The organism is Melittangium boletus DSM 14713 (genome assembly GCF_002305855.1).
GTDB lineage: Bacteria > Myxococcota > Myxococcia > Myxococcales > Myxococcaceae > Cystobacter > Cystobacter boletus.
On record NZ_CP022163.1, the window covers coordinates 3,078,132 to 3,096,165 of the forward strand.

Annotated in this window: 17 protein-coding genes; 10 read left to right on the plus strand and 7 right to left on the minus strand. The window is 67.8% G+C overall.

Annotated features, from left to right (window positions below; all coding sequences use genetic code 11):
• Positions 1-3 precede the first annotated feature (3 nt).
• Positions 4-1,371, minus strand: coding sequence for a DUF2156 domain-containing protein (locus tag MEBOL_RS12825; protein WP_095977702.1), 1,368 nt, complete (start codon positions 1,369-1,371; stop codon positions 4-6).
• Positions 1,372-1,520: 149 nt separating this feature from the next.
• Here MEBOL_RS12825 and MEBOL_RS12830 point away from each other — a divergent pair, with 149 nt between their 5' ends.
• Together MEBOL_RS12830 and MEBOL_RS12835 are read left to right on the plus strand one after the other, a co-directional pair.
• The gene (locus MEBOL_RS12830) at positions 1,521-2,255 is read left to right on the plus strand and encodes a hypothetical protein (RefSeq protein WP_157774913.1); all 735 of its coding nucleotides are present in this window, start codon (positions 1,521-1,523) and stop codon (positions 2,253-2,255) included.
• Positions 2,252-2,836 (plus strand): hypothetical protein, encoded by a 585-nt coding sequence (locus MEBOL_RS12835; RefSeq protein ID WP_095977704.1) that lies wholly within the window; start codon positions 2,252-2,254, stop codon positions 2,834-2,836. Before MEBOL_RS12830 ends, MEBOL_RS12835 begins: the two co-directional genes overlap by 4 nt.
• 78 nt (positions 2,837-2,914) lie before the next feature.
• Here MEBOL_RS12835 and MEBOL_RS12840 read toward each other — a convergent pair whose 3' ends face one another.
• A complete protein-coding gene (locus tag MEBOL_RS12840) occupies positions 2,915-3,583 on the minus strand; it encodes a hypothetical protein (protein WP_095977705.1) in 669 nt (222 codons plus the stop codon).
• A 90-nt stretch (positions 3,584-3,673) separates the two neighbouring features.
• On the opposite strand from MEBOL_RS12840, the gene MEBOL_RS12845 reads away from it, so the two are divergent.
• The gene (locus MEBOL_RS12845; protein WP_095977706.1) at positions 3,674-5,341 is read left to right on the plus strand and encodes a trehalase family glycosidase; all 1,668 of its coding nucleotides are present in this window, start codon (positions 3,674-3,676) and stop codon (positions 5,339-5,341) included.
• On the opposite strand, the gene MEBOL_RS12850 is transcribed toward MEBOL_RS12845, so the two are convergent.
• Positions 5,335-6,627 carry an MFS transporter gene (locus MEBOL_RS12850; RefSeq protein ID WP_095977707.1) on the minus strand — a complete coding sequence of 431 codons (1,293 nt, stop codon included), beginning with the start codon at positions 6,625-6,627 and terminating at the stop codon, positions 5,335-5,337. The two genes, MEBOL_RS12845 and MEBOL_RS12850, sit on opposite strands and share 7 nt — an antisense overlap.
• A 90-nt stretch (positions 6,628-6,717) precedes the next feature.
• Positions 6,718-7,374 carry a TetR/AcrR family transcriptional regulator C-terminal domain-containing protein gene (locus MEBOL_RS12855; RefSeq protein WP_095977708.1) on the minus strand — a complete coding sequence of 219 codons (657 nt, stop codon included), beginning with the start codon at positions 7,372-7,374 and terminating at the stop codon, positions 6,718-6,720.
• Between the two features lie 77 nt (positions 7,375-7,451).
• Between MEBOL_RS12855 and MEBOL_RS12860 the strand changes: the two genes are divergently transcribed.
• A complete protein-coding gene (locus tag MEBOL_RS12860) occupies positions 7,452-8,933 on the plus strand; it encodes an FAD-dependent monooxygenase (protein WP_095977709.1) in 1,482 nt (493 codons plus the stop codon).
• Positions 8,934-9,372: 439 nt separating this feature from the next.
• Entirely contained in the window at positions 9,373-10,305 is a 933-nt protein-coding gene (locus MEBOL_RS12865) for a hypothetical protein (RefSeq protein ID WP_095977710.1), read from the plus strand.
• Positions 10,306-10,484: 179 nt separating this feature from the next.
• Here MEBOL_RS12865 and MEBOL_RS12870 read toward each other — a convergent pair whose 3' ends face one another.
• Both MEBOL_RS12870 and MEBOL_RS12875 read right to left on the minus strand, forming a co-directional pair.
• Entirely contained in the window at positions 10,485-11,543 is a 1,059-nt protein-coding gene (locus tag MEBOL_RS12870; protein WP_157774914.1) for an RHS repeat domain-containing protein, read from the minus strand.
• Positions 11,544-11,961: 418 nt separating this feature from the next.
• Complete coding sequence (locus tag MEBOL_RS12875; protein WP_157774915.1) at positions 11,962-12,393, minus strand: nuclear transport factor 2 family protein; 432 nt, start codon at positions 12,391-12,393, stop codon at positions 11,962-11,964.
• Positions 12,394-12,671: 278 nt separating this feature from the next.
• Here MEBOL_RS12875 and MEBOL_RS12880 point away from each other — a divergent pair, with 278 nt between their 5' ends.
• Positions 12,672-13,946: a chymotrypsin family serine protease gene (locus tag MEBOL_RS12880; protein WP_157774916.1), complete on the plus strand. Its 1,275-nt coding sequence runs from the start codon at positions 12,672-12,674 to the stop codon at positions 13,944-13,946.
• A gap of 56 nt (positions 13,947-14,002) precedes the next feature.
• Here MEBOL_RS12880 and MEBOL_RS12885 read toward each other — a convergent pair whose 3' ends face one another.
• Positions 14,003-14,413, minus strand: coding sequence for a nuclease A inhibitor family protein (locus tag MEBOL_RS12885; protein WP_157774917.1), 411 nt, complete (start codon positions 14,411-14,413; stop codon positions 14,003-14,005).
• A gap of 168 nt (positions 14,414-14,581) precedes the next feature.
• Between MEBOL_RS12885 and MEBOL_RS12890 the strand changes: the two genes are divergently transcribed.
• From MEBOL_RS12890 to MEBOL_RS12905, 4 genes are all read left to right on the plus strand, one after another.
• Positions 14,582-15,493, plus strand: coding sequence for a DNA/RNA non-specific endonuclease (locus MEBOL_RS12890; protein WP_170115494.1), 912 nt, complete (start codon positions 14,582-14,584; stop codon positions 15,491-15,493).
• Positions 15,494-15,758: 265 nt separating this feature from the next.
• Entirely contained in the window at positions 15,759-16,313 is a 555-nt protein-coding gene (locus MEBOL_RS12895; RefSeq protein ID WP_095977716.1) for a Wall-associated protein precursor, read from the plus strand.
• Positions 16,303-16,989 (plus strand): hypothetical protein, encoded by a 687-nt coding sequence (locus MEBOL_RS42760; RefSeq protein ID WP_245919711.1) that lies wholly within the window; start codon positions 16,303-16,305, stop codon positions 16,987-16,989. Before MEBOL_RS12895 ends, MEBOL_RS42760 begins: the two co-directional genes overlap by 11 nt.
• 129 nt (positions 16,990-17,118) lie before the next feature.
• Positions 17,119-17,898: a pentapeptide repeat-containing protein gene (locus MEBOL_RS12905; RefSeq protein WP_157774918.1), complete on the plus strand. Its 780-nt coding sequence runs from the start codon at positions 17,119-17,121 to the stop codon at positions 17,896-17,898.
• Positions 17,899-18,034 lie beyond the last annotated feature (136 nt).

Consider the following 18,034-nt stretch of genomic DNA (forward strand, 5'->3'; position numbering starts at 1 on the left):
CGCTCAGGCGGGTTGGAGCGTCGGGTGCTCGCGTGCCCAGAGGAGCAGGACGGCCGCCAGGGAAGGGCCCAGCACCGCCACCGCCATGACGAACCAGTCGACGGGCCCTCGCACGCGCGGAAGGTTGTAGAGCACGGCTTCCAGCAACGTCACGCACGCGTCCGCGCTGATGGCCGAGGCGAGCAGCGAGGCGAGGCCCCGCCGCCAGCGCCGCACGAGCGAGAAGAGCCCCACCGTCAGCCCCACGTCGAAGAGCACCCAGGCGCCCTGCACGAGCCGCGAGGGGAAGTAGGGAGTCGTCGTCGGCAGGGCGAGCAGCATCGTCCACGGGACGAGCAGCACCGCGAGCAGCCAGACGAGGAGCTGGGGCCGGCACAGGAGCGTGACGCCCCCGAAGCGCAGCAGACCGCCCTGAGCGAACGCGGAGAGGGCGTCATACACCGAGGCGAGCGCGCCCGAGGCCGCGGCGGGCCGCGCCAGGTGGATGTGATCCCACGCATGGGGCCGCAGCCGGGTCTTGAAGGCCCGCAGGCCCTCGAAGTCATAGAAGGGTTTGCCCAGCCGCCGCGCCACGCGCAGCCAACCCGGCACGGCCCCCGACAACGGCGCGAGCCCCAGCGTCAGGTAGCTCCGGCCCTCCGCCGCCGCGTCCCGCATCACCGCGTCCACCAGCGTCTCCACGGTGCCGTTGGGCGCCCGCCGGTCGCGCAGCAGGTGCTGCACGAACCACCCATTGCGCGCGTACACCGGCACCGCCGACAGGAAGGCCACCACTTCCCCGTCGCGCTCGGCCACGAAGGAGCGCCGCTCGTCCACCTGCTCATAGGGCGTGAGCTGCACCAGGAAGCCCATGGGCGCCATCCGCCGGGACTCCAACCAGCGCGCCATCAGCCGATCCACCCCCACCCTCACCGGAGAGCCGGGCGTCTCCAATTCCCGCGCGGACACCTCGCGCACCCGCACGCCCTTGGCCCGTGCGCGGCGCAGTTGCTCGCGCAGGTGACGGCTCTCGCGCACGCTCCGCTCCCAATACCGGGGGTCCCACACCGGCTGCTCGCCGATGGTCAGCGCCCGGAGCGGCACCGCCTGGAGCAGCCGCTGCTCGACGGCGAAGAAGCACACGCGCCGGCCCTCCTCGGCCGCCCGGGCCTGGAAGCGGGCCGTCACCTCCGCCAACCGCTCCACCGGCGCGATGGGCGCGCCCGCCGTCACCCACGCCCATCCCGTATCCACGTACGCCACGCAGGCGTCGTCGCCGTCGAACCAGTACAGGTAGCCCGGCTCCACCACCTGGAAGGACGTGGCGTTCCAGCCATGGCGCTTGAGCAGCTCCAGCACCCGGGCTCGAACCGCTTCATTGGAATCCCTCATGGTGCCTGTCGGTACGCCCCCGCCGGAAAAGGTGCAATACGCATTGAATCGAGGAGCGGACAACAGCTTCCCTGGACCCTGGGTGTGGGTGGCACGGGAATGCCCGGGCGCGGTACACCCCTGCTCTCCCTTCCCAAGGAGCAGGTGGGTTGAAACCTCGAACCGTGTTCCCCGGTCCACGCCTTTCCCAGGCCGCCGGACTTCTTCTGTGTGCGCTCACCGTCCTGGTCCCCGCGACGCGGGCGCACGCCTTCTCCCATACCGGTAACGCGCGGCTGCTCGCCACCGACGAGGCCGCCCCCATCAAGCACGCGGTCATCGGCCTGCAGCGCACCGCCCTGCCCCTGGCGCTGGGCATCGTGGTGGACACCTCGCTCCTGGCGGACGCGGCGCTCGCGGCCAACGTGGGCCTGCGCTGGGGCATCGAGGCGGGGCGTCACCGCTTCGTCGTCGGCGCGCGCTACACCCAGTTCCTGGGCAATTCCATCGTCGCCGACGCCATCTCCCGCCAGGCGTCCCAGGTGAAGAGCTTCGACGTGGACTTCTCCGGCCCCAGCGCCTACGCGCTCTATGGCGTGGTGCTCGGCCCCCTGCTCGTGCAGGCCGAGCTGCGCCACTCGCGCTACCAGACCACCTCCACCACCGCCACCGGCGCGGTGGTGTTCAACTTCGCCCACCGCTTCGCCGTCGTGGGCGAGCTGGGGGTGCGCGTGAACAAGGTGGGCCATCCCCTGCGCGGCGCGCTCGGCCTGCGCTACGCGGGAGAGGGCCTGGGCGTCTCACTCGGCGTGGCCTATGTGGACGTGACCGAAGCCCTGCTGCCCTACAACGACGGCCGCATTCCCTTCCTGCCCGCCTTCGACCTGTCCTGGACCTTCCAATGAAACGCCTCAGCCTGGCCCTCCTCTGCCCGTTGCTGCTCGCCGCGTGCTCCGCCCAGATGGCCGTGGACTCGGAGCCCACGAACGCCACCATCCCCATCACCTCGATTGGAGACCCCGTCTACGTCGAGGTCGCCGTCGACCTGCCCGATGAGACCCAGGAGCTGGACGTCCTCATCAATGACGTGAGCGCCACCTTCGCCGTCTACAACCCCTCGACGATGTTCACGCTGGAGACGTCCGCGAAGGTATCCCTCACGGGCACCGCCGTGCCGGACGAGCCCCTCTTCTATTACAGCGAGAGCCAACTGCCCGCGTACTACGCCACCGCGGGGGACCTGCTCTACCCCCCGCGCGTCTTCAAGCCGGGCGAGCGCTCGGACGTCTCCGTCACCTCGCCCACGCTCACGCAGGCCCTGGGCAAGCAGCGCGTGTGGATCATCGTCAGCAACACCATCACGCGCGCGGGCATCGGCACGCAGCCGCTGCCCCTGGAAATCCGCCTGGAGAACATCGTCATCCACGCCACCGTGTCCAAGGAGTTCCGGGGCCTGGAGGGCCTCCTGGGCATCGGCGGGCTCTGAGGCCCGCGTGGGTGCGGGGAGCCCTGGGCCCGAGTCCCGCCCGGACCTGGCTCCCCGCCCGCCTCCGCTTACCCGGTTCTATCGCGCGGGTCCGACATGCCGGCGCGACGCGAGCGAGCGGTAGACGCGGGCCTCGGCGAAGGTGGGCAGGTCCGTGGGGCGCTGGTTCCACCAGTTCATCACCAGCGTCACCCGCAGGCGCGAGGTGCCCGGCAGCTTCCCGTCGGGAATCTGGTTGTGGGCGTCCAGCACGCCGTGGGTGAGGTCTCCCCGGAAGCAGACGAAGCGGTTGGGCCGGGGGGCGGCGAGGTCGAAGTCGTCCGTGTCCGGCGCGAGCGAGGGGTTGTCCTCGCACGGCGGGGCCCGCGTCACCGCGAGCGCCCCGCCCCGCACCCGGTTCATGAAGAGCAGCGAGGTGAAGCGCGGGTGCACGAGCGGCCCGCCCCTCAGGGCCAGCTTCTCGTCCCGGTCCTGGTGGAAGTCCACCTGGACGTCCGTGGTGCGCATGCGCGACAGCCACCACTCCACTCCCGCGAGCCGGCCCTTCACCGGCACGCGAGGGCGCAGGTCGAGGATGGCCTCCTCCACCACGTTCGAGGGCTCGCCCAGGTCGAACCAGAAGGTCGTCTGGTACGTCTGACGCAGCCGCTCGGAGCCCAGCGCGCGCACCCGGCGCCACAGACGGGTGAAGTCCGCCCCCGGCAGGGCGGTGTCATGGAGTTGGAAGAGGGGGGCACGCGGAGGCATGGAGGTTCTTCTACAACGTCCCATTGCGTCCGGGAGCGGGGATGACGAGCTTGCTGCCTCGCACGGCCTGTCCGGGGCCAGGGAGGGCATATGGCAGGCGCTCGACGCTCCAGGGGGCCTCGGTGGTGGCCGGGACTGCTCGTCGTCCTGCACGCGCTCACCGCGAGCGCGGCCCCTCCTCCGCCCTCGGACTACGCCGACGTGCGCGCGTACATCGCCCGCACCTGGGACGTGCTCACGCGCTCGCTCGACACGTGTGAGGTGCTGAAGGATCCCAAGGTCCCCCAGCGCTCCGTCCTCTTCCTTCCGAAGGACTTCCCCGAGCCCGAGTCCGTGCGGCGGCTGCGCCAGAAGTGTCCCCAGGTGCGCGTCGAGCGGCTGCCCGAGGACGTCACGGGCCCCGGCCAGGTGGACATCCGCGCGCTCGGGACCCACGGCCTGCTCTACCTGGAACACCCCTACGTCGTCCCCGGCGGCAGGTTCAACGAGATGTATGGCTGGGACAGCTACTTCATCGTCCGCGGGCTCGTGCGCGACGGGCGGCGGGAACTGGCCCAGGGCATGGTGCGCAACTTCTTCTTCGAGCTCGAGCACTACGGCGCGGTGCTCAACGCCAACCGCACCTATTACCTGTCGCGCTCGCAGCCGCCCTTCCTCACCTCCATGGTGAGGGCGGTGCACGAGGGCCTGGACGAGGCGGCGGGCCGCGCCTGGCTCACCGAGGCCTATCCCTCCCTGGTGCGTGAGCACGGCCTGTGGATGAAGCAGGCGCACCTGGCGGGCACCACGGGACTGTCCCGCTATTTCGACTTCGGCCTGGGACCGGTGCCGGAAATAGAAGACGACCAGGCGCGCTACTACCGGGACGTGGTGGGCTACTTCCTGAGCCACCCGGAGGAGGGCAAGCCCTTCCTGCGCGAGGCGCCCCAGGGCTCCACCCCGGAGAGCGCGGAGGCCCCGGTGTTCATCACCCAGGTGTGCCAGCGCGATGTGAGCGCCACGCTGTGCACGGCACAGCGGTCCGTCACCTTCACACCGGACTTCTACCAGGGCGATCGCGCCATGCGCGAATCCGGCTTCGACATCTCCTTCCGCTTCGGCCCCTTCAGCGCGCGCACGCACCACTTCGCCGCGGTGGACCTCAACAGCCTGCTCTACAAGGCGGAGACGGACCTGGAGTTCATCGCCACGCGGCTCGGACGGGCGGCGGAGGCGCGCGAGTGGAAGGAGCGCGCCCGCCAGCGCAAGGCGCTCGTGGACCGCTACCTGTGGGAGGCCCAGCGCGGCCTCTACTTCGACTACGACACCGAGTCCGGCCAGCGCACCACCTACGAATACGCGACGACCTTCTACCCCCTCTGGGCGGGGCTGGCCTCACGCGAGCAGGCGAAGGCGGTGGCGGGCAACCTGGGGCTCTTCGAGCAGCCCGGAGGTCTCGCCATGAGCACCCGCGAGACGTCCGCCCAGTGGGACCTGCCCTACGGGTGGGCCCCCATCCAACTGCTCGCCATCGAGGGGCTGCGCCGCTACGGCCACGACGCGGACGCGGACCGGCTGTCCCGGAAGTTCCTCGACATGGTCGCCGAGAACTTCCGCCGCGAACACACCCTGCGCGAGAAGTATGACGTGGTGAAACGCACCACCGAGGTCCAGGTCACCAAGGGCTACGCGCTGAACGTCGCGGGCTTCGGCTGGACCAACGGCGTCTTCCTGGAGCTGTGGCGGAAGCTCGAGCCCGCGCCCTCCCGCGCTCAGTGAGCTGGAGGCGCGGACAGGGCCTCGGGGGCCTCGGGCGGCAGGGGCTCGCGCGCCGCCTGCTCCAAGTGGTCCACCCGCCGCAGCTCGGGGAAGCCCCAGGCCCACAGGCCCACCACGATCAGCGTGCCCACGGCGCCGGACACCACGGCGGACACCGCGCCCATGTGCTCGGCGAACGCTCCCGCGCGGAACTCCCCCAGCTCGTTGGAGGCGCCCACGCACATCATGTTCACCGCGCCCACGCGCCCGCGCATCTCGTCCGGCGTGGCCACCATCTCCAGGGTGCTGCGCACCACCACGCTCACCATGTCCGCCGCGCCCGCCACCCCCAGCGCCACGAGGGACAGGGGCAGCGAATGACTCAGGCCGAACACGAGCGTCGCCAGGCCGAAGATGGCCACCGCGATGAACATCTTCCACCCGGCCCGGCCCCCCAGGGGACGAGACGCCAGGAAGACGGCCATCACGGCCGCGCCCGCCGCCGGAGCGCTGCGCAAGAGCCCCATGCCCCAGGGCCCCGTGTGCAGCACGTCCCGCGCGTAGATGGGCAGCAGGGCCACCGCGCCGCCGAGCAGCACCGCGAACAGGTCCAGGGTGATGCTGCCGAGCAACATCCGCTGCCGCCGCACGAAGCGGAAGCCCGCGAAGAGGGTCTCCAGGGAGAACGTCTCGCGGGAGACCTGGCCCGTGCGCACCTTGAGGGACAGCATCCCCACCACGGTGAGCGCGCACAGCGCGGCCGAGCCCACATAGGCCCCCGTGGCGCCCCCCCAGCCATAGAGCAGACCGCCCACGGCGGGGCCGGCGATGGTAGCCACCTGCCACGTGCTGGAGTTGACGGCCACGGCGCGCGTCAGCTCCTCGGCGGGCACCAGGCGCGGCACCAGGGCGGAGCTCGCGGGTGCGTAGAAGGCCCGAGCGGTGCCGAAGAGCACCAGCACGCCATAGACGAAGCGCACATCCCGGATGTGGCCCAGGGAGAAGGCCAGCAGGAGCAGGCTGCACAACAGCATGACGGACTGGCACACGATGAGGATGGCGCGCCGGTCCACCCGGTCCGCCACCTGTCCGCCCACGAGCGCGAAGGAGACGAAGGGCAGGAACTGCGCGAGGCCCGTGTAGCCCAGGGCGAGCGCGCTCCCGGTCATCTCGTACACCTGCCAGCCGATGGCCACCGACTCCACCTGCATGGCGAACACCGCGCATAGGCGCACCAGTTGGTAGAGGCGGAAATCGCGGTGACGGAAGACGGAGGGGGGGCGGGCTGAGGCGTCGGGGGCGGTCATGCGGTTTCCCGGCTCTAACGCAATGCCCCGTCACCCGCCAGCACGCACCAGCCCGGCAGGCGGGGCCCTGGTCCTCCGTCGGCCTGGTTCTCACGGGCCGGGAAGCCGCTCGCTCCCATCGAGATCGGCCCTCAACCCGGTGATGAGCCGCTCGAGGCCAAAGACAAACCGGGCGTCCAGATCCTCATCGAAGATGTCGGCGAGTGCCTCGAACACGTGGGGAAAGCGCGTGGGCGCGAGGGTCGTGAACCGCTCGCGGCGCAGGGCGAACTCCGCGGCATCGATGCCCGAGCGGGGCTCCAACCCCTGCTCCTCCATCGTGAAGCCCAGGACGTAATTCACCAGGGAGAAGCAGCCCCACGCCGCCACGCGCGAGGACGCGCCCGCGCGCCGCAGGGCCCCGATCATCGCCTCGCTCACGCGCAGCACATTCTCCGTGACGACGTACGTCCCCGCGAACACCCGCGCCCCGTCCCGGCGTGAGCGCAGGGCCTGTCTCAACTCGGCCGCCACCCCGCGCAGCACCTCGTCCCACGGCGCCTCCGGGTCCACGCTCCGCGCCACGGACTCCACCAGCGCGTCCGCCATCCCGTCCAACAGCGCCTGCTTGTTGGCGAAGTGCCAATAGAACGAGGGCGCCTGAACCTTCAGCCGCTGCGCCAGCTTGCGCATCGTCACCCCCTCGATTCCCTCCTCGTCCAGCAACGCCAACGCGGCTCGCACCACCTTCTCCCGCTGAATGCGCATGGCCGACCCTCCACTTGACTCGGAAAACTAACAGCGTTAGGTGAATCTAACGGCGTTAGTTTCCCAAGGAGGACGCCATGCGGAACACGGTGGATGTCGCTGTGGTCGGGGGTGGTCCGGTTGGGTGGATGGTGGCGTGTGAGCTCGCCCTGGCAGGGGTCTCGGTCTCCGTCCATGAGCGGAGGACGGAGCGCGTGAAGCAGTCACGCGCCATGACCTTGCACCCCCGCTCCCTGGAGATCCTCGCGCTGCGAGGGCTCGCGGACCGATTCCTCGCCCGGGGGCTGCCCCTGCCCACGGCGCACTACGGCGTGCTCGACACCCGTCTGGACTTCTCCGCGCTCGACACGGCGTTCCCCTTCACCCTGTTCATTCCCCAGGCCGTCACCGAGGCCCTCCTGGAGGAGCGCGCGCGGGAGCTGGGCGTGGACATCCACCGGGGTCACCAGGTCACCGGCCTCCGGCAGGATCCCGAGGGCGTGGACGTGGAGGGGACGCGCGAGGGTGGCACCTTCCGGGTGAGGGCCCGGTACGTGGTGGGGGCGGATGGGGCGAGAAGCATCGCCCGCACCCTGGCCGGCATCCCCTTTCAAGGCACGGAGACGACGATGAGCCTGATGCTCGGCGACGTCGTGTTCGGCACGCTTCCCGACCAGCCCGCGTGGACCACCGTGAACGAACACGGCACCCTGATGGTGGCTCCGCTCGGGGATGGCCGCCACCACCGGGTGGTGATGAATGATCCCCTCCGCTCGGGCGTGCCCGTCTCCGAGCCCGTCACCCTGGAGGAACTGGCGCGCTCGCTTCGCTCCATCGAGGGCTCGGACTTCGGCATGCACTCGCCGCTGTGGTTGTCGCGCTTCGGCAATGAGACCAAGCTCGCCGCCACCTATCGCTCGGGCCGGGTCTTCCTGGCGGGCGACGCGGCCCACATCCACCTGCCCGCGGGAGGCCAGGGACTCAACGTTGGCCTCCAGGACGCGATGAACCTGGGCTGGAAGCTGGCGGGCGTGCTGCGCGGCCTCGCCCCGGAAGCACTCCTCGACAGCTACCACCGCGAACGTCATCCGGTGGGCGCGAGCCTCCTGCGCAACACCCTGAGCCAGACCGCCCTGATCTCCACGTTCAACCCCGCCGGGCTGGCCCTGCGCGAGACCGTCTCCGCGCTGCTCACCCTGCCCGATGCCAACCGCAAGCTGGCCGAGCAGATCGCCGCGCTCGACGTGGCCTACGCCGAGCCTCCACTGCCCGCGCCACCCGGACTGGACACGGTGTCGGGCCTCCCGGGGGGACGGCTGCCGGATCTGATCCTGCGCGGCACGGAGGGCGCAAGCCACTCGCTCTACTCGCTCTACTCGCTGATGCACGAGGGCCGATGGCTGCTGCTGCGGCGCGAGGACTCGGCCCCGCGTCCCGCGCTGACCGCCGCCTGGGCGGAGTGGACGAACGTCGTCACCGCGGACATCCCGGCTCGGGAGAAGGACTGGGGTGCGTGGACCTCGCTGTGGGTGCGTCCGGACGGGCACCTGGGTTACGTCGCGCACGGAGGGACCCCTTGACCCGGAACTGGTGTCCGGAACCGGTGTCCGGAACCGGTGTCAAAGGACTCGTAACCCGGAACCGGTGTCGGAACCGGTGTCCCGGAACCGGTGTCAAAGGACTCGTAACCCGGAACCGGTGTCAAAGGACTCGTAACCCGGAACCCGGAACCGGTGTCAAAGGACTCGTGACCCGAAACCGGTGTCCCGGAACCGGTGTCCGGAACCGGCGTCAAAGGACTCGGAACCCGGAACCGGAACCCCGGAACCGGTGTCCATAACCCCATAACTGTGTCCCCGGACCGGTGTCCGGACCGGTGTCAAAGGACTCGTAACGGGACTTGGCGAGAACGAGACTCAACCTGGACGGGTGAACCCACCGCTCTCCAAGTATTTCCGAGCTCTTGAGGACTGGCCCACTGAGTGCACTCCGTCTCGCGAAGCGCACGCGGGAGAGGGGATGGGCTGGCCGCTGAGGATGTTCCAGGAGGAAGGCTACTATTTCGTTACATCCAGGTGCTTCCAGGGGCGGCTGCTGCTGCATCCCAGCCCGGAGGTGAACGAGGTGGTGGGGGGAGTGTTGGCACGGGCCGTGGAGCAGAGCAATGGCAGCGTGAGGCTGCATGCCTTCACCTTTCTTTCCAATCACTTCCATCTGTTGGTGTGGGCAAAGGGAGCGGCACTCGCCGGCTTCATGCAGTACCTGCGCGCCAACCTCTCCAGGAAGGTGGGGCGGCTGGTGGACTGGAGTGGCGGATTCTGGGAGCGAAGGTACTCGGCGGAGCCCGTGCTGGACGACACGGCGCTGGTGGGCCGGTTGCGCTACGTGCTCGCCCATGGAGTGAAGGAGGGACTGGTGGAAAGAAGCATCGAGTGGCCAGGCCTCACGTGCCTGCCGCAGTTACTGGGACCAGCACGCCGGTTGTTCCGGTGGTTCAACTGGACGAAACGCTGGAGCAAACGGGGGCACGCGGACGGGGGAGACGCGAGGGGGCGCTTCGCGGAGGACTGGGCCGAGCCGGTGGCGTTGGAGCTGGCACCACTGCCATGTTGGGAGGGCTTCGAGGAGGAGCAGCGGCAACGCGAGGTGAAGGCGTTGCTGCGGGAGGTGGAGGCCGAGGCCTGTACGCGGGGCAGGTCCGTCATGGGGGTGATGGCCGTGCAGGCTCAGCACCCGCATACCCGGCCCGAGCATCTCAAGCGCAGCCCCCGTCCGCTGGGACATGCTTCCACGCGTCAGGCATTGAAAGAGCTGCGCGAGCAATACCGTGCCTTCGTCACCGCGTTCCGAGAAGCCGCGGCCCAGTGGCGCCGGGGTAATTACTCGGCCCGCTTTCCTCTCTTCTCCTTCCCTCCTCGGGTCTTACCTGGCCGTACTGCTCAAATTCTCTGACACTCTTTCAGGTCTTACCTGGCCGTACTGCTCAAATTCTCTGACACTCTTTCAGCTCAAATTCTCTGACACTCTTTCAGGACACTCTTTCGACACTCTTTCAGGGCCCTCTCCGATGAGGCCCTGCTGCGCGCCATCGCGCGGCAGCGAGCCCGAGACGACTCCAGCGGGTGAACCACTCAGGGGCAGTCGTACTGGAAGTCGCGGCGCACGGGTCCGGCATCCAGGCCCGCCGTGCCCGAGTAGACCTCGCGCACGAGCCGGCCCGTGCTGTCGCGCTCGTGGGTGCGGTGGGCATCCACGACACCGTCCTCGTTGCTGTCCCACTCGTCGAGCGCGACGAGCTGCGTGCCACAAATGAGCGTGGTGCGGCGGGTGAGCCGCTGGTGGGTCTCGTCGACGTCCGGATCGCAGCCGCTGCCTTCGACGGGCTCGTAGCAGAGGGCATCCCGCGCGAAGCGCTCGCGCCATCCGCCCGGATCGTGGACCCGGGTGGTGAGGGAGTGGAACGCGCGCTGGGAGACCGGGGCGAAGAGGTCCTCGCGGAGACGGATCTGACGGCCCGCCGCGTCGTAGGCCCGCGTGGACTCGCCCCTCGAGTCGGTGAATTCCCAAGTCGAGTGGATGAGCTGGCCCAGCGCGCTGTACTCGTCCACGTAGGAGTTATACCTGCCTTCGATCCACGCATGGCGCTTGAGCTGGCCATCGGGCCAGTAGGACAAGGTCGCGCACCGGGTCTCTCCCCCGCCGCACATCACGCCCTCGGTGTTGATGGACACCAGCCGACCCTGAGCGTCGTACGCGTACTGGCTCCAGAGCTCGAAGGTGTTGTAGGCGCCGAATACCTCGTCGACGCGGCCCTGCGCGTCGTAGGTGAACTCGAGCGATTTCGCACTGGATCGACTCGAACCCGTTGTGACACGCGAGAGGAGCCTGCGCCACGCGTCATAGGTCCACTCGGTCTGCTCGAACCGTCCATCGGCGTAGTCCACGCGGCCGCGCAACTCGAGGTCCTCCCACCACGTGTGGGTTTCCACCGAGGCGAGCGCTCCCACGGCGTCGTAGGTGCGCAGCTCCAGCAACCGGTTGTCCGCGTCGTACCGGGCCCGCTGCGAGGTGCCATGGGCGAACACGGACGTCACCCCGCATGCCGTGGCCTCGAGCGGAGGCACGGTGGAAATCCACGGGATGCACGCGCGCGGGGGCAGGGACGGCTCGCCCTCCAAGGGTGTAGCCACGGGAGATGGTGCGCTCGACTTCGGGTCCGGCGCGGGAGCCGTCCGCGCCGCCCCCGCGCTTTCCCGTGGAGCGGATGAAGTCGGGGAAGAACCACATCCGATCAATCCCAGACACACCGCCAGCACCCACGGCTCGCGTCCTCGTCCCATGAAACTCCCCTCTCCGATGTCGCGGCAAGGTATTCACAGGCCGTTCGAGCGCCAAGCGCCCACTGTCGCGCACGAGGCGGCGAATCGTCAGCCGCGGCCGAGCCGTCCGCGGGCCGCGAAGGCGGCGAGGGTCTCGCGGATGGCGTCGGCGCGAAACGACGTCAGGTAGCGTCCCACATGGTGCTTGCCGCCGCGACGGTCCTCGCAGTCATGGGCTCACCTGAAGTGCGGGTCAGCCCGTAGCCGGAACAGGTTCACTTCGTCGAGGTCAATGCGTGACAGGATGGCTGATATAGAGTTCGGAAGCGATGGTCTGAACTTGGATCTTGCCGTTTTCAACGATGAACGAATCGCTGCCGAAGAACGTCTTCTCATTTTTCGGCGCATAGTGCCAGGTGATGTAGAGGGTGCGGCCATGGATGGTCGGTGGATCCACCTTGTTCTCGCCGGTACTGAAGATCTGGAACAACTGACTGAACACATGCGCGATGGCCGCCTTGCCATGGAAGACCTGATTATTGAGAATCAGGATGGAGCTGTCCGTGTAATCCGACGTGATGGCGGCTACGTCTTTGTCGTTCCAGGCATTGATGTGGTGCCGCCAGACTTCTTGGGTGCCTGGAGGACTGGCTTGAGCCGAAGCACCGAGGGTCAAAGCGGCGAGAGCTGCGAGAAGAGTGGTTTTGAAAGACGCGGACACGGGCTTTCTCCAGGAAGTGGTTTGGAGGACGAGATAGGAAATAGCACGTGACCGCTGACGCAATTTGTTAATGTTTTGTCGGTCAAGGACAAGAATTTCTTTACTGTTGCGAGTTCGAGCAGATCAGGCACTCGCGCACCCCACCGGCCCGCCGACCCCACCCCCGGCGCCCATGATTCCTGGGAAAACTAATTTTACCGCTTGATCAAACTTCACCTATTTGGCATCTCCTTGGATCTCCCAGGGCCTCCGGTCCTGAGCCAAGGAGGGTTGGACGCATGAACGCAAGGCGGAGTCGGACGTCGCGTGGGGTGTTGCTGCTGATGGCGCTGAGCGCGGCGGGGTGCGGGACGCCGGTCGAGCCGGACGCGTCCGGCGAGGCACGGGCGCTCACGATCGACGAGGAGTTCACCCGGCTGTCCCGGCGGGTGCCTGGCTTTGGCGGGTACTACTACGACAGCGCGGGCGCCCTGAACGTGGTGCTCACCCAGCCCACGCACCAGCTCGCGGCGGTGCGCGAGCTGCTGTCCGCGCGGGGCGTGCGCGGCAGTGACACGCTGCTCGCCCGGCAGGGCCGCTACGACTTCGAGGATCTGAACCGGTGGCGCGGCCGGCTGGAGGCGGAGCCCCTCGCGGGCCTGGTCTTCACGGATGTGGACGAGGTGAACAACCGCATCACCCTGGGCATGACCCATCCCGACCCCGAGCAGGTGGCGGCGGCCATGGCCCGGCTGCTGATTCCGGCGGACGCCGTGCACCTGGAGCAGGCCGCGCCGAACGAGCAGCACCAGACGGCCTTCACCTACGTGCACCAGCAGAATCGCCCCCTGGCGGCTGGGCAGCAGATCAAGCGCTTCTCCAATGGCTACATCTATTTCTGCACGCTCGGATTCAACGTGCGCAGGAATGGCTCGCTGGGCTTCTTCACCAACACCCACTGCACCAACGAGGGCACCGTCCACTACCAGGGCTCACCGCGCATCGGCGTGACGACGGAGGATCCGCTCTTCTGGAGCAACGCGAGTGTTGTCTACGACGGCGTGACCTACACGTGCTCGGGCACCAACGTGTGCCGCTTCAGTGACGCGGCGTACGTGGAGTACGACGCCGGTGTGCAGTCCTCGGTCAAGCACGGTTACATCTACCGGACCGAGGTGGAGAACGCCTACACCGGCGGCGCGCCCACGGGCATCGCCCCGCTCAAGATCGACGAGGCCCAGCCGTTCTTCCGCATCGTGGGCAAGGCCTACCACGTCGCCGTCGGGGAGAAGATCCACAAGGTGGGCCAGCGTACCGGGTGGACGTCCGGGCTCGTCACCCACTCCTGCGTGAATACCCTCAATGGCAGCACCCGGCTGTTCTGCCAGATGAAGGGCGACGGCGCCGGGTACGACGGCGACAGCGGCTCGCCGGTCTTCCGCCGGGTGGCGGACTCCGAGCAGGACGTGGAACTGGTCGGCATCTACTGGGGCTCGGCCATGAGCCCTATCGGCAGCATCGAGCAGGACTTCGGTCCGCTGGACGTCGCCGCGGATTCCGCCTCCACGCCCTGACTCCGCCTTGGAGCGAGTGCCCAGGGAACCAGCGGTCAGCGCGTTTTGCCGAGCGCTCAGGTCTCGACGACCTTCGTGGCGAGGCCCAGCGCGCCACCGCCTGGGCCCGTACCGAGAATGAGCACGTCGATGGAGACCGCTCCCACGCGGTACACCCTCGCATCCGGCAGCGAGGCATGGAGGAGGGCGACCAGCGCTCGGTAGCGCCTCACGGTCGCCGTTTCCTCGGGCGTGTGCCACGGCTGCTCCTGCACGGCGTTGCGAAAGAACTCGTCCACGCCACGCGTCTCCACCGGGTCCGCGTCCGGATGGCCCGCCAGACGGCGCACGGCGGCGTCATCGAGTGAGGCGAACGGCGACCCGGGAGCATCCACTGGAGTGAAGGGCGCATCGGTCTCGCTGATGAACAGCAGACCGTGAGCGGAGAGGAGCAGCGACTTCAGCACGGCGGCGCGTTGGGTGTTCACGCCGAGGGATGCTCGCCCAGGCGTCACGTCCCGTCGAGTTCGCCCCTTGTGACAAGTCCCCAACGCTATTCACACGCCCGATTCTGGAGGGTTCGATTTTCTCATGTTACGAGAAACCCTCCCCACAGGGCGGCGTGCAGGGTGGCGGTTTTCTCCCCCAGGATGAGAATGTTCCTCAAGCGTTTCGTGCGCGGTGCCGCGGTTGCGTCCCTCTCCGTTCTTTTCGCGTGTGGTCCCCAGGAGGGCGATGAAGCCCTCGATTCCCTCTCGCCAGGGATTGAAAACACCAGCGTCCCGCCGGAAGACATTGGCTCCTACTCCAGTGCCGCGGGCGCGAGCATCAGCGTGCACCTGAAGCTGGGCATGCCGGACAGCTCCACCACCAGCACCTCCAATCCCAACCGATACCTCTCGGTGAAGAGCCAGTACGTCATCTCCTACAACGGCTCGCGCAAGACGCCGAACTGGACCGCCTGGCAGCTCAACAAGTCATGGATGGGCAGCACCTCGCGCCAGGATACCTTCCGGCCCGACAACACACTGCCCTCGAGCATCCCCCAGGCATCGCTCGCCGACTACTCGGGCTCGGGCTATGACCGGGGCCACATGTGTCCGTCCGCGGACCGCACCCTGAACACCACGGACAACTCCAACACCTTCTATCTGACCAACATGCTCCCCCAAGCGCCCAACAACAACCAGGGCCCCTGGGAGCAGCTCGAGTCCTATTCGCGCACGCTGGTCTCATCGGGCAAGGAGCTGTTCATCATGTCCGGCCCCATCTACTCGGGCACGATCTCCACAATCGGTAGCGGCAAGGTGGCCGTCCCCACGTCCACGTGGAAGGTCATCACCGTGATGAACGCCACCGGCCAGGGTCCGACGAACGTCACCACCAGCACGCGCGTCATCGCCGTCGTCATGCCCAACAGCGACAGCAAGATCTCCAAGAGCGCGGACTGGCACAACTACCGCGTCACCGCGCGCTCCATCGAGCAGCAGACCGGCCTGAACTTCATGGCCGACGTCGCCCAGAGCGTGCAGGACGTCATCGAGACCCGGGTCGACACCGCGCAGTAATCCGCTCGAACCCCGACTCCGCTCGGTGCATTCGCGCACCGGCGGGTCGGGCAGGGAGTCGTCCAGGCCCGTTCATCACTCGCGTCAGCTCGGCGTGCCGCGCGAGCCGATGGGGTCCTCCCCCGTTCCGTCTCTCTCCAGCGAAGGAGGGGGTCTTCGTCATCCAGGAGAAAGGAGACCTGGCGAACATCCTCCGTGAGCTCGCGCGAAGGGGCAGCGGAAGCGAGGAGTAGACCCGAGAGGGGTGGCTGGCCCAGGATGCCTCATGCTATCGAGCTTGATGCTGGTGGTGCTGACGCAGGTGGCGTGTACACCCGGTGAGACGTCGCTGGTGTGCAGTTGCAAGCAAGGCATGGTGAGCGCATGCATGACGCTCGCGGGGGACGATGCGCGCAAGGCCGCGCAGGTGTTGGACGAGGTACAGGGACTTCTGGAGCAAGCCACCTGGAAGGCGGGGGAAGAGCAAGAGAAGCAGCGGCTCCAGGCGGCGGCGGAGAGCTTGTCCCAGACACTGGAGTCCTCCGAGCCGCCCCACTGCAAGGGGCAGAATCACCATCTCATCTCCCGGCCCATCGCCAGGGGGTTGGAGGAGCACCCCAGGCTCCGGGGGCTCTACAAGCCTCGGGACCCACGCTTCGTTTCTCGGGCCAAGGACGAACAGGCGCACTGCGGATACCAGGAGTGGCACCGCGAGATAGACGATGAAGTCGTTCGTTGGCTCAAGCGCACACCCGGTGCCACTCCCAAGGAGTTCATGGACAAGTTGCGCGAGATCTACGGGCGCCCGGAGATGATAGCGAGGTTCCCCCATGGGTTCTGACACCTCGACATCCCCGCGCTTCTTCGTTCTGGAAGAAGGCATTCATGGGTCGCGCTACGATGCCGACCTCGACAAGGCCGAGCCCATCAACCGCGCGGATGCACCTCGCTGCCCACGGTGTGATGGCTTTGTTGGGATGTTGAAGTGGCTCCCTCCCTATCGGGTCAAGCTGGAACTGCACGGGGAAGAACTCGGGGACTTCATCGAGACTTCTTCGTATGAGTTCCTCATCTCCGAACGGTTCGCGGAGGCTTTTCGCGCGGAAGGTCTCACCGGGCTGGAAGGCTTCCATCCCGTGGAGGTGCTCCAGGTGCGCCGCATGACGAAGAAGAAGCGTGAGCCGCTCACCTCGCCCAGCTACTTCGTCGTCTCGACCCGTTTCGGCCCGGCGGCGGTGGACCCGGTGCTCAACCAGATGCGTATCTCCGCCCCCCCCACCTGCCCGGAATGCCGTTTGACTCGCGTCGACGCCATCCACGGATTCGTCCTGGAGCCAGGATCGTGGCGGGGAGAGGACATTTTTCGTCCCCGCGGACTGGTGGGAGATCTCGTCGTCTCCGAGCGGTTCAAGGACTTCGCCGGGCGACACGGGTTGACGAACATGGTACTCACGCCCACCGAGCAGTACATGTGGGATCCCTCTCATCTCGGACCTGCCCCCCTGTCCAAGACCTGATCCCGCCGAGACCACCAGACACGCCGAGTTCCGCTCCGTCGCAGACGACTCGCCACCCAAATGGCGAGCACACAATATGCGGGAGATCCACTAAAACAGGGCAGGCTCACTTCCAGAGGAGCACGGGCGATGACGACGTACATCAGGAAGCGGGAAGGCGTGGAACTCTTCAGTCATGAGGGAAGCCTGAGCGAGGCCCTCACGGTGGCGACCCGGAAAGGAGTGGACCTCTCCCGGGCCGTGCTCGATGGCGCGGACCTCTCCAACACCGACCTGGAGAATCTGAACCTGCGCCAGGTGAGCCTGCGCGGTGCCAACCTGCGCGGCGCCAACCTGGAGAACGTGAATCTCTCGGGCGCCAACCTGCACGAGGCCGATTTGCGCGGCGCCAACCTGGGGAACACCGACATGCGCGAGGTCGTCCTCGCGGACGCCAACCTCGATGGCGCCAACCTGGAAAAAGCGCGGATGGTGGGCGCCAACCTCATGGGGCTCAAGGCCCAGGGCGCCAACTTCGAGCGAGCCGATCTGGCCCGAGCCAACCTGGAGGGCTCAAACCTGGAGGGATCCAACCTGGAAGACACCCGCCTGAGCGAGGCCAACCTGTCCCGGGTAAACCTGCGGCGCGCCAACCTGGAGAGTGCCAACCTCGACGGCGCGAACCTGACGCGCGCCGACCTGCGCTCCGCCAACCTCGAGAAAGCCGCCCTGCGCGACGCCGTCCTCGAAGGCGCCAACTGCCGGGATGCCAACCTCGAGAAGGCCCAGCTCGAACGTGCCAATCTCACCAACGCCTGTCTCGACCACGCCCAGCTCGATCGCGCCAACCTGACGGCGGCCATCACCACGGGCGCGAGCTTCCACGAGGCGAGCCTCGATCGGGTCACGGGCTTCCAGCCCCCCGAATGAGTCCGTGGGGTGGCGTCCCAGGACGGTCCGAGGGAGACCTTCCATGACCTTTCGAGTCACCTCGCCGCGAGCCCGTGTCCCTCCGTCCGAGGTTACATCCACCCCGCCCTCGTAGTATGAAATCGCCTCCTGCCTG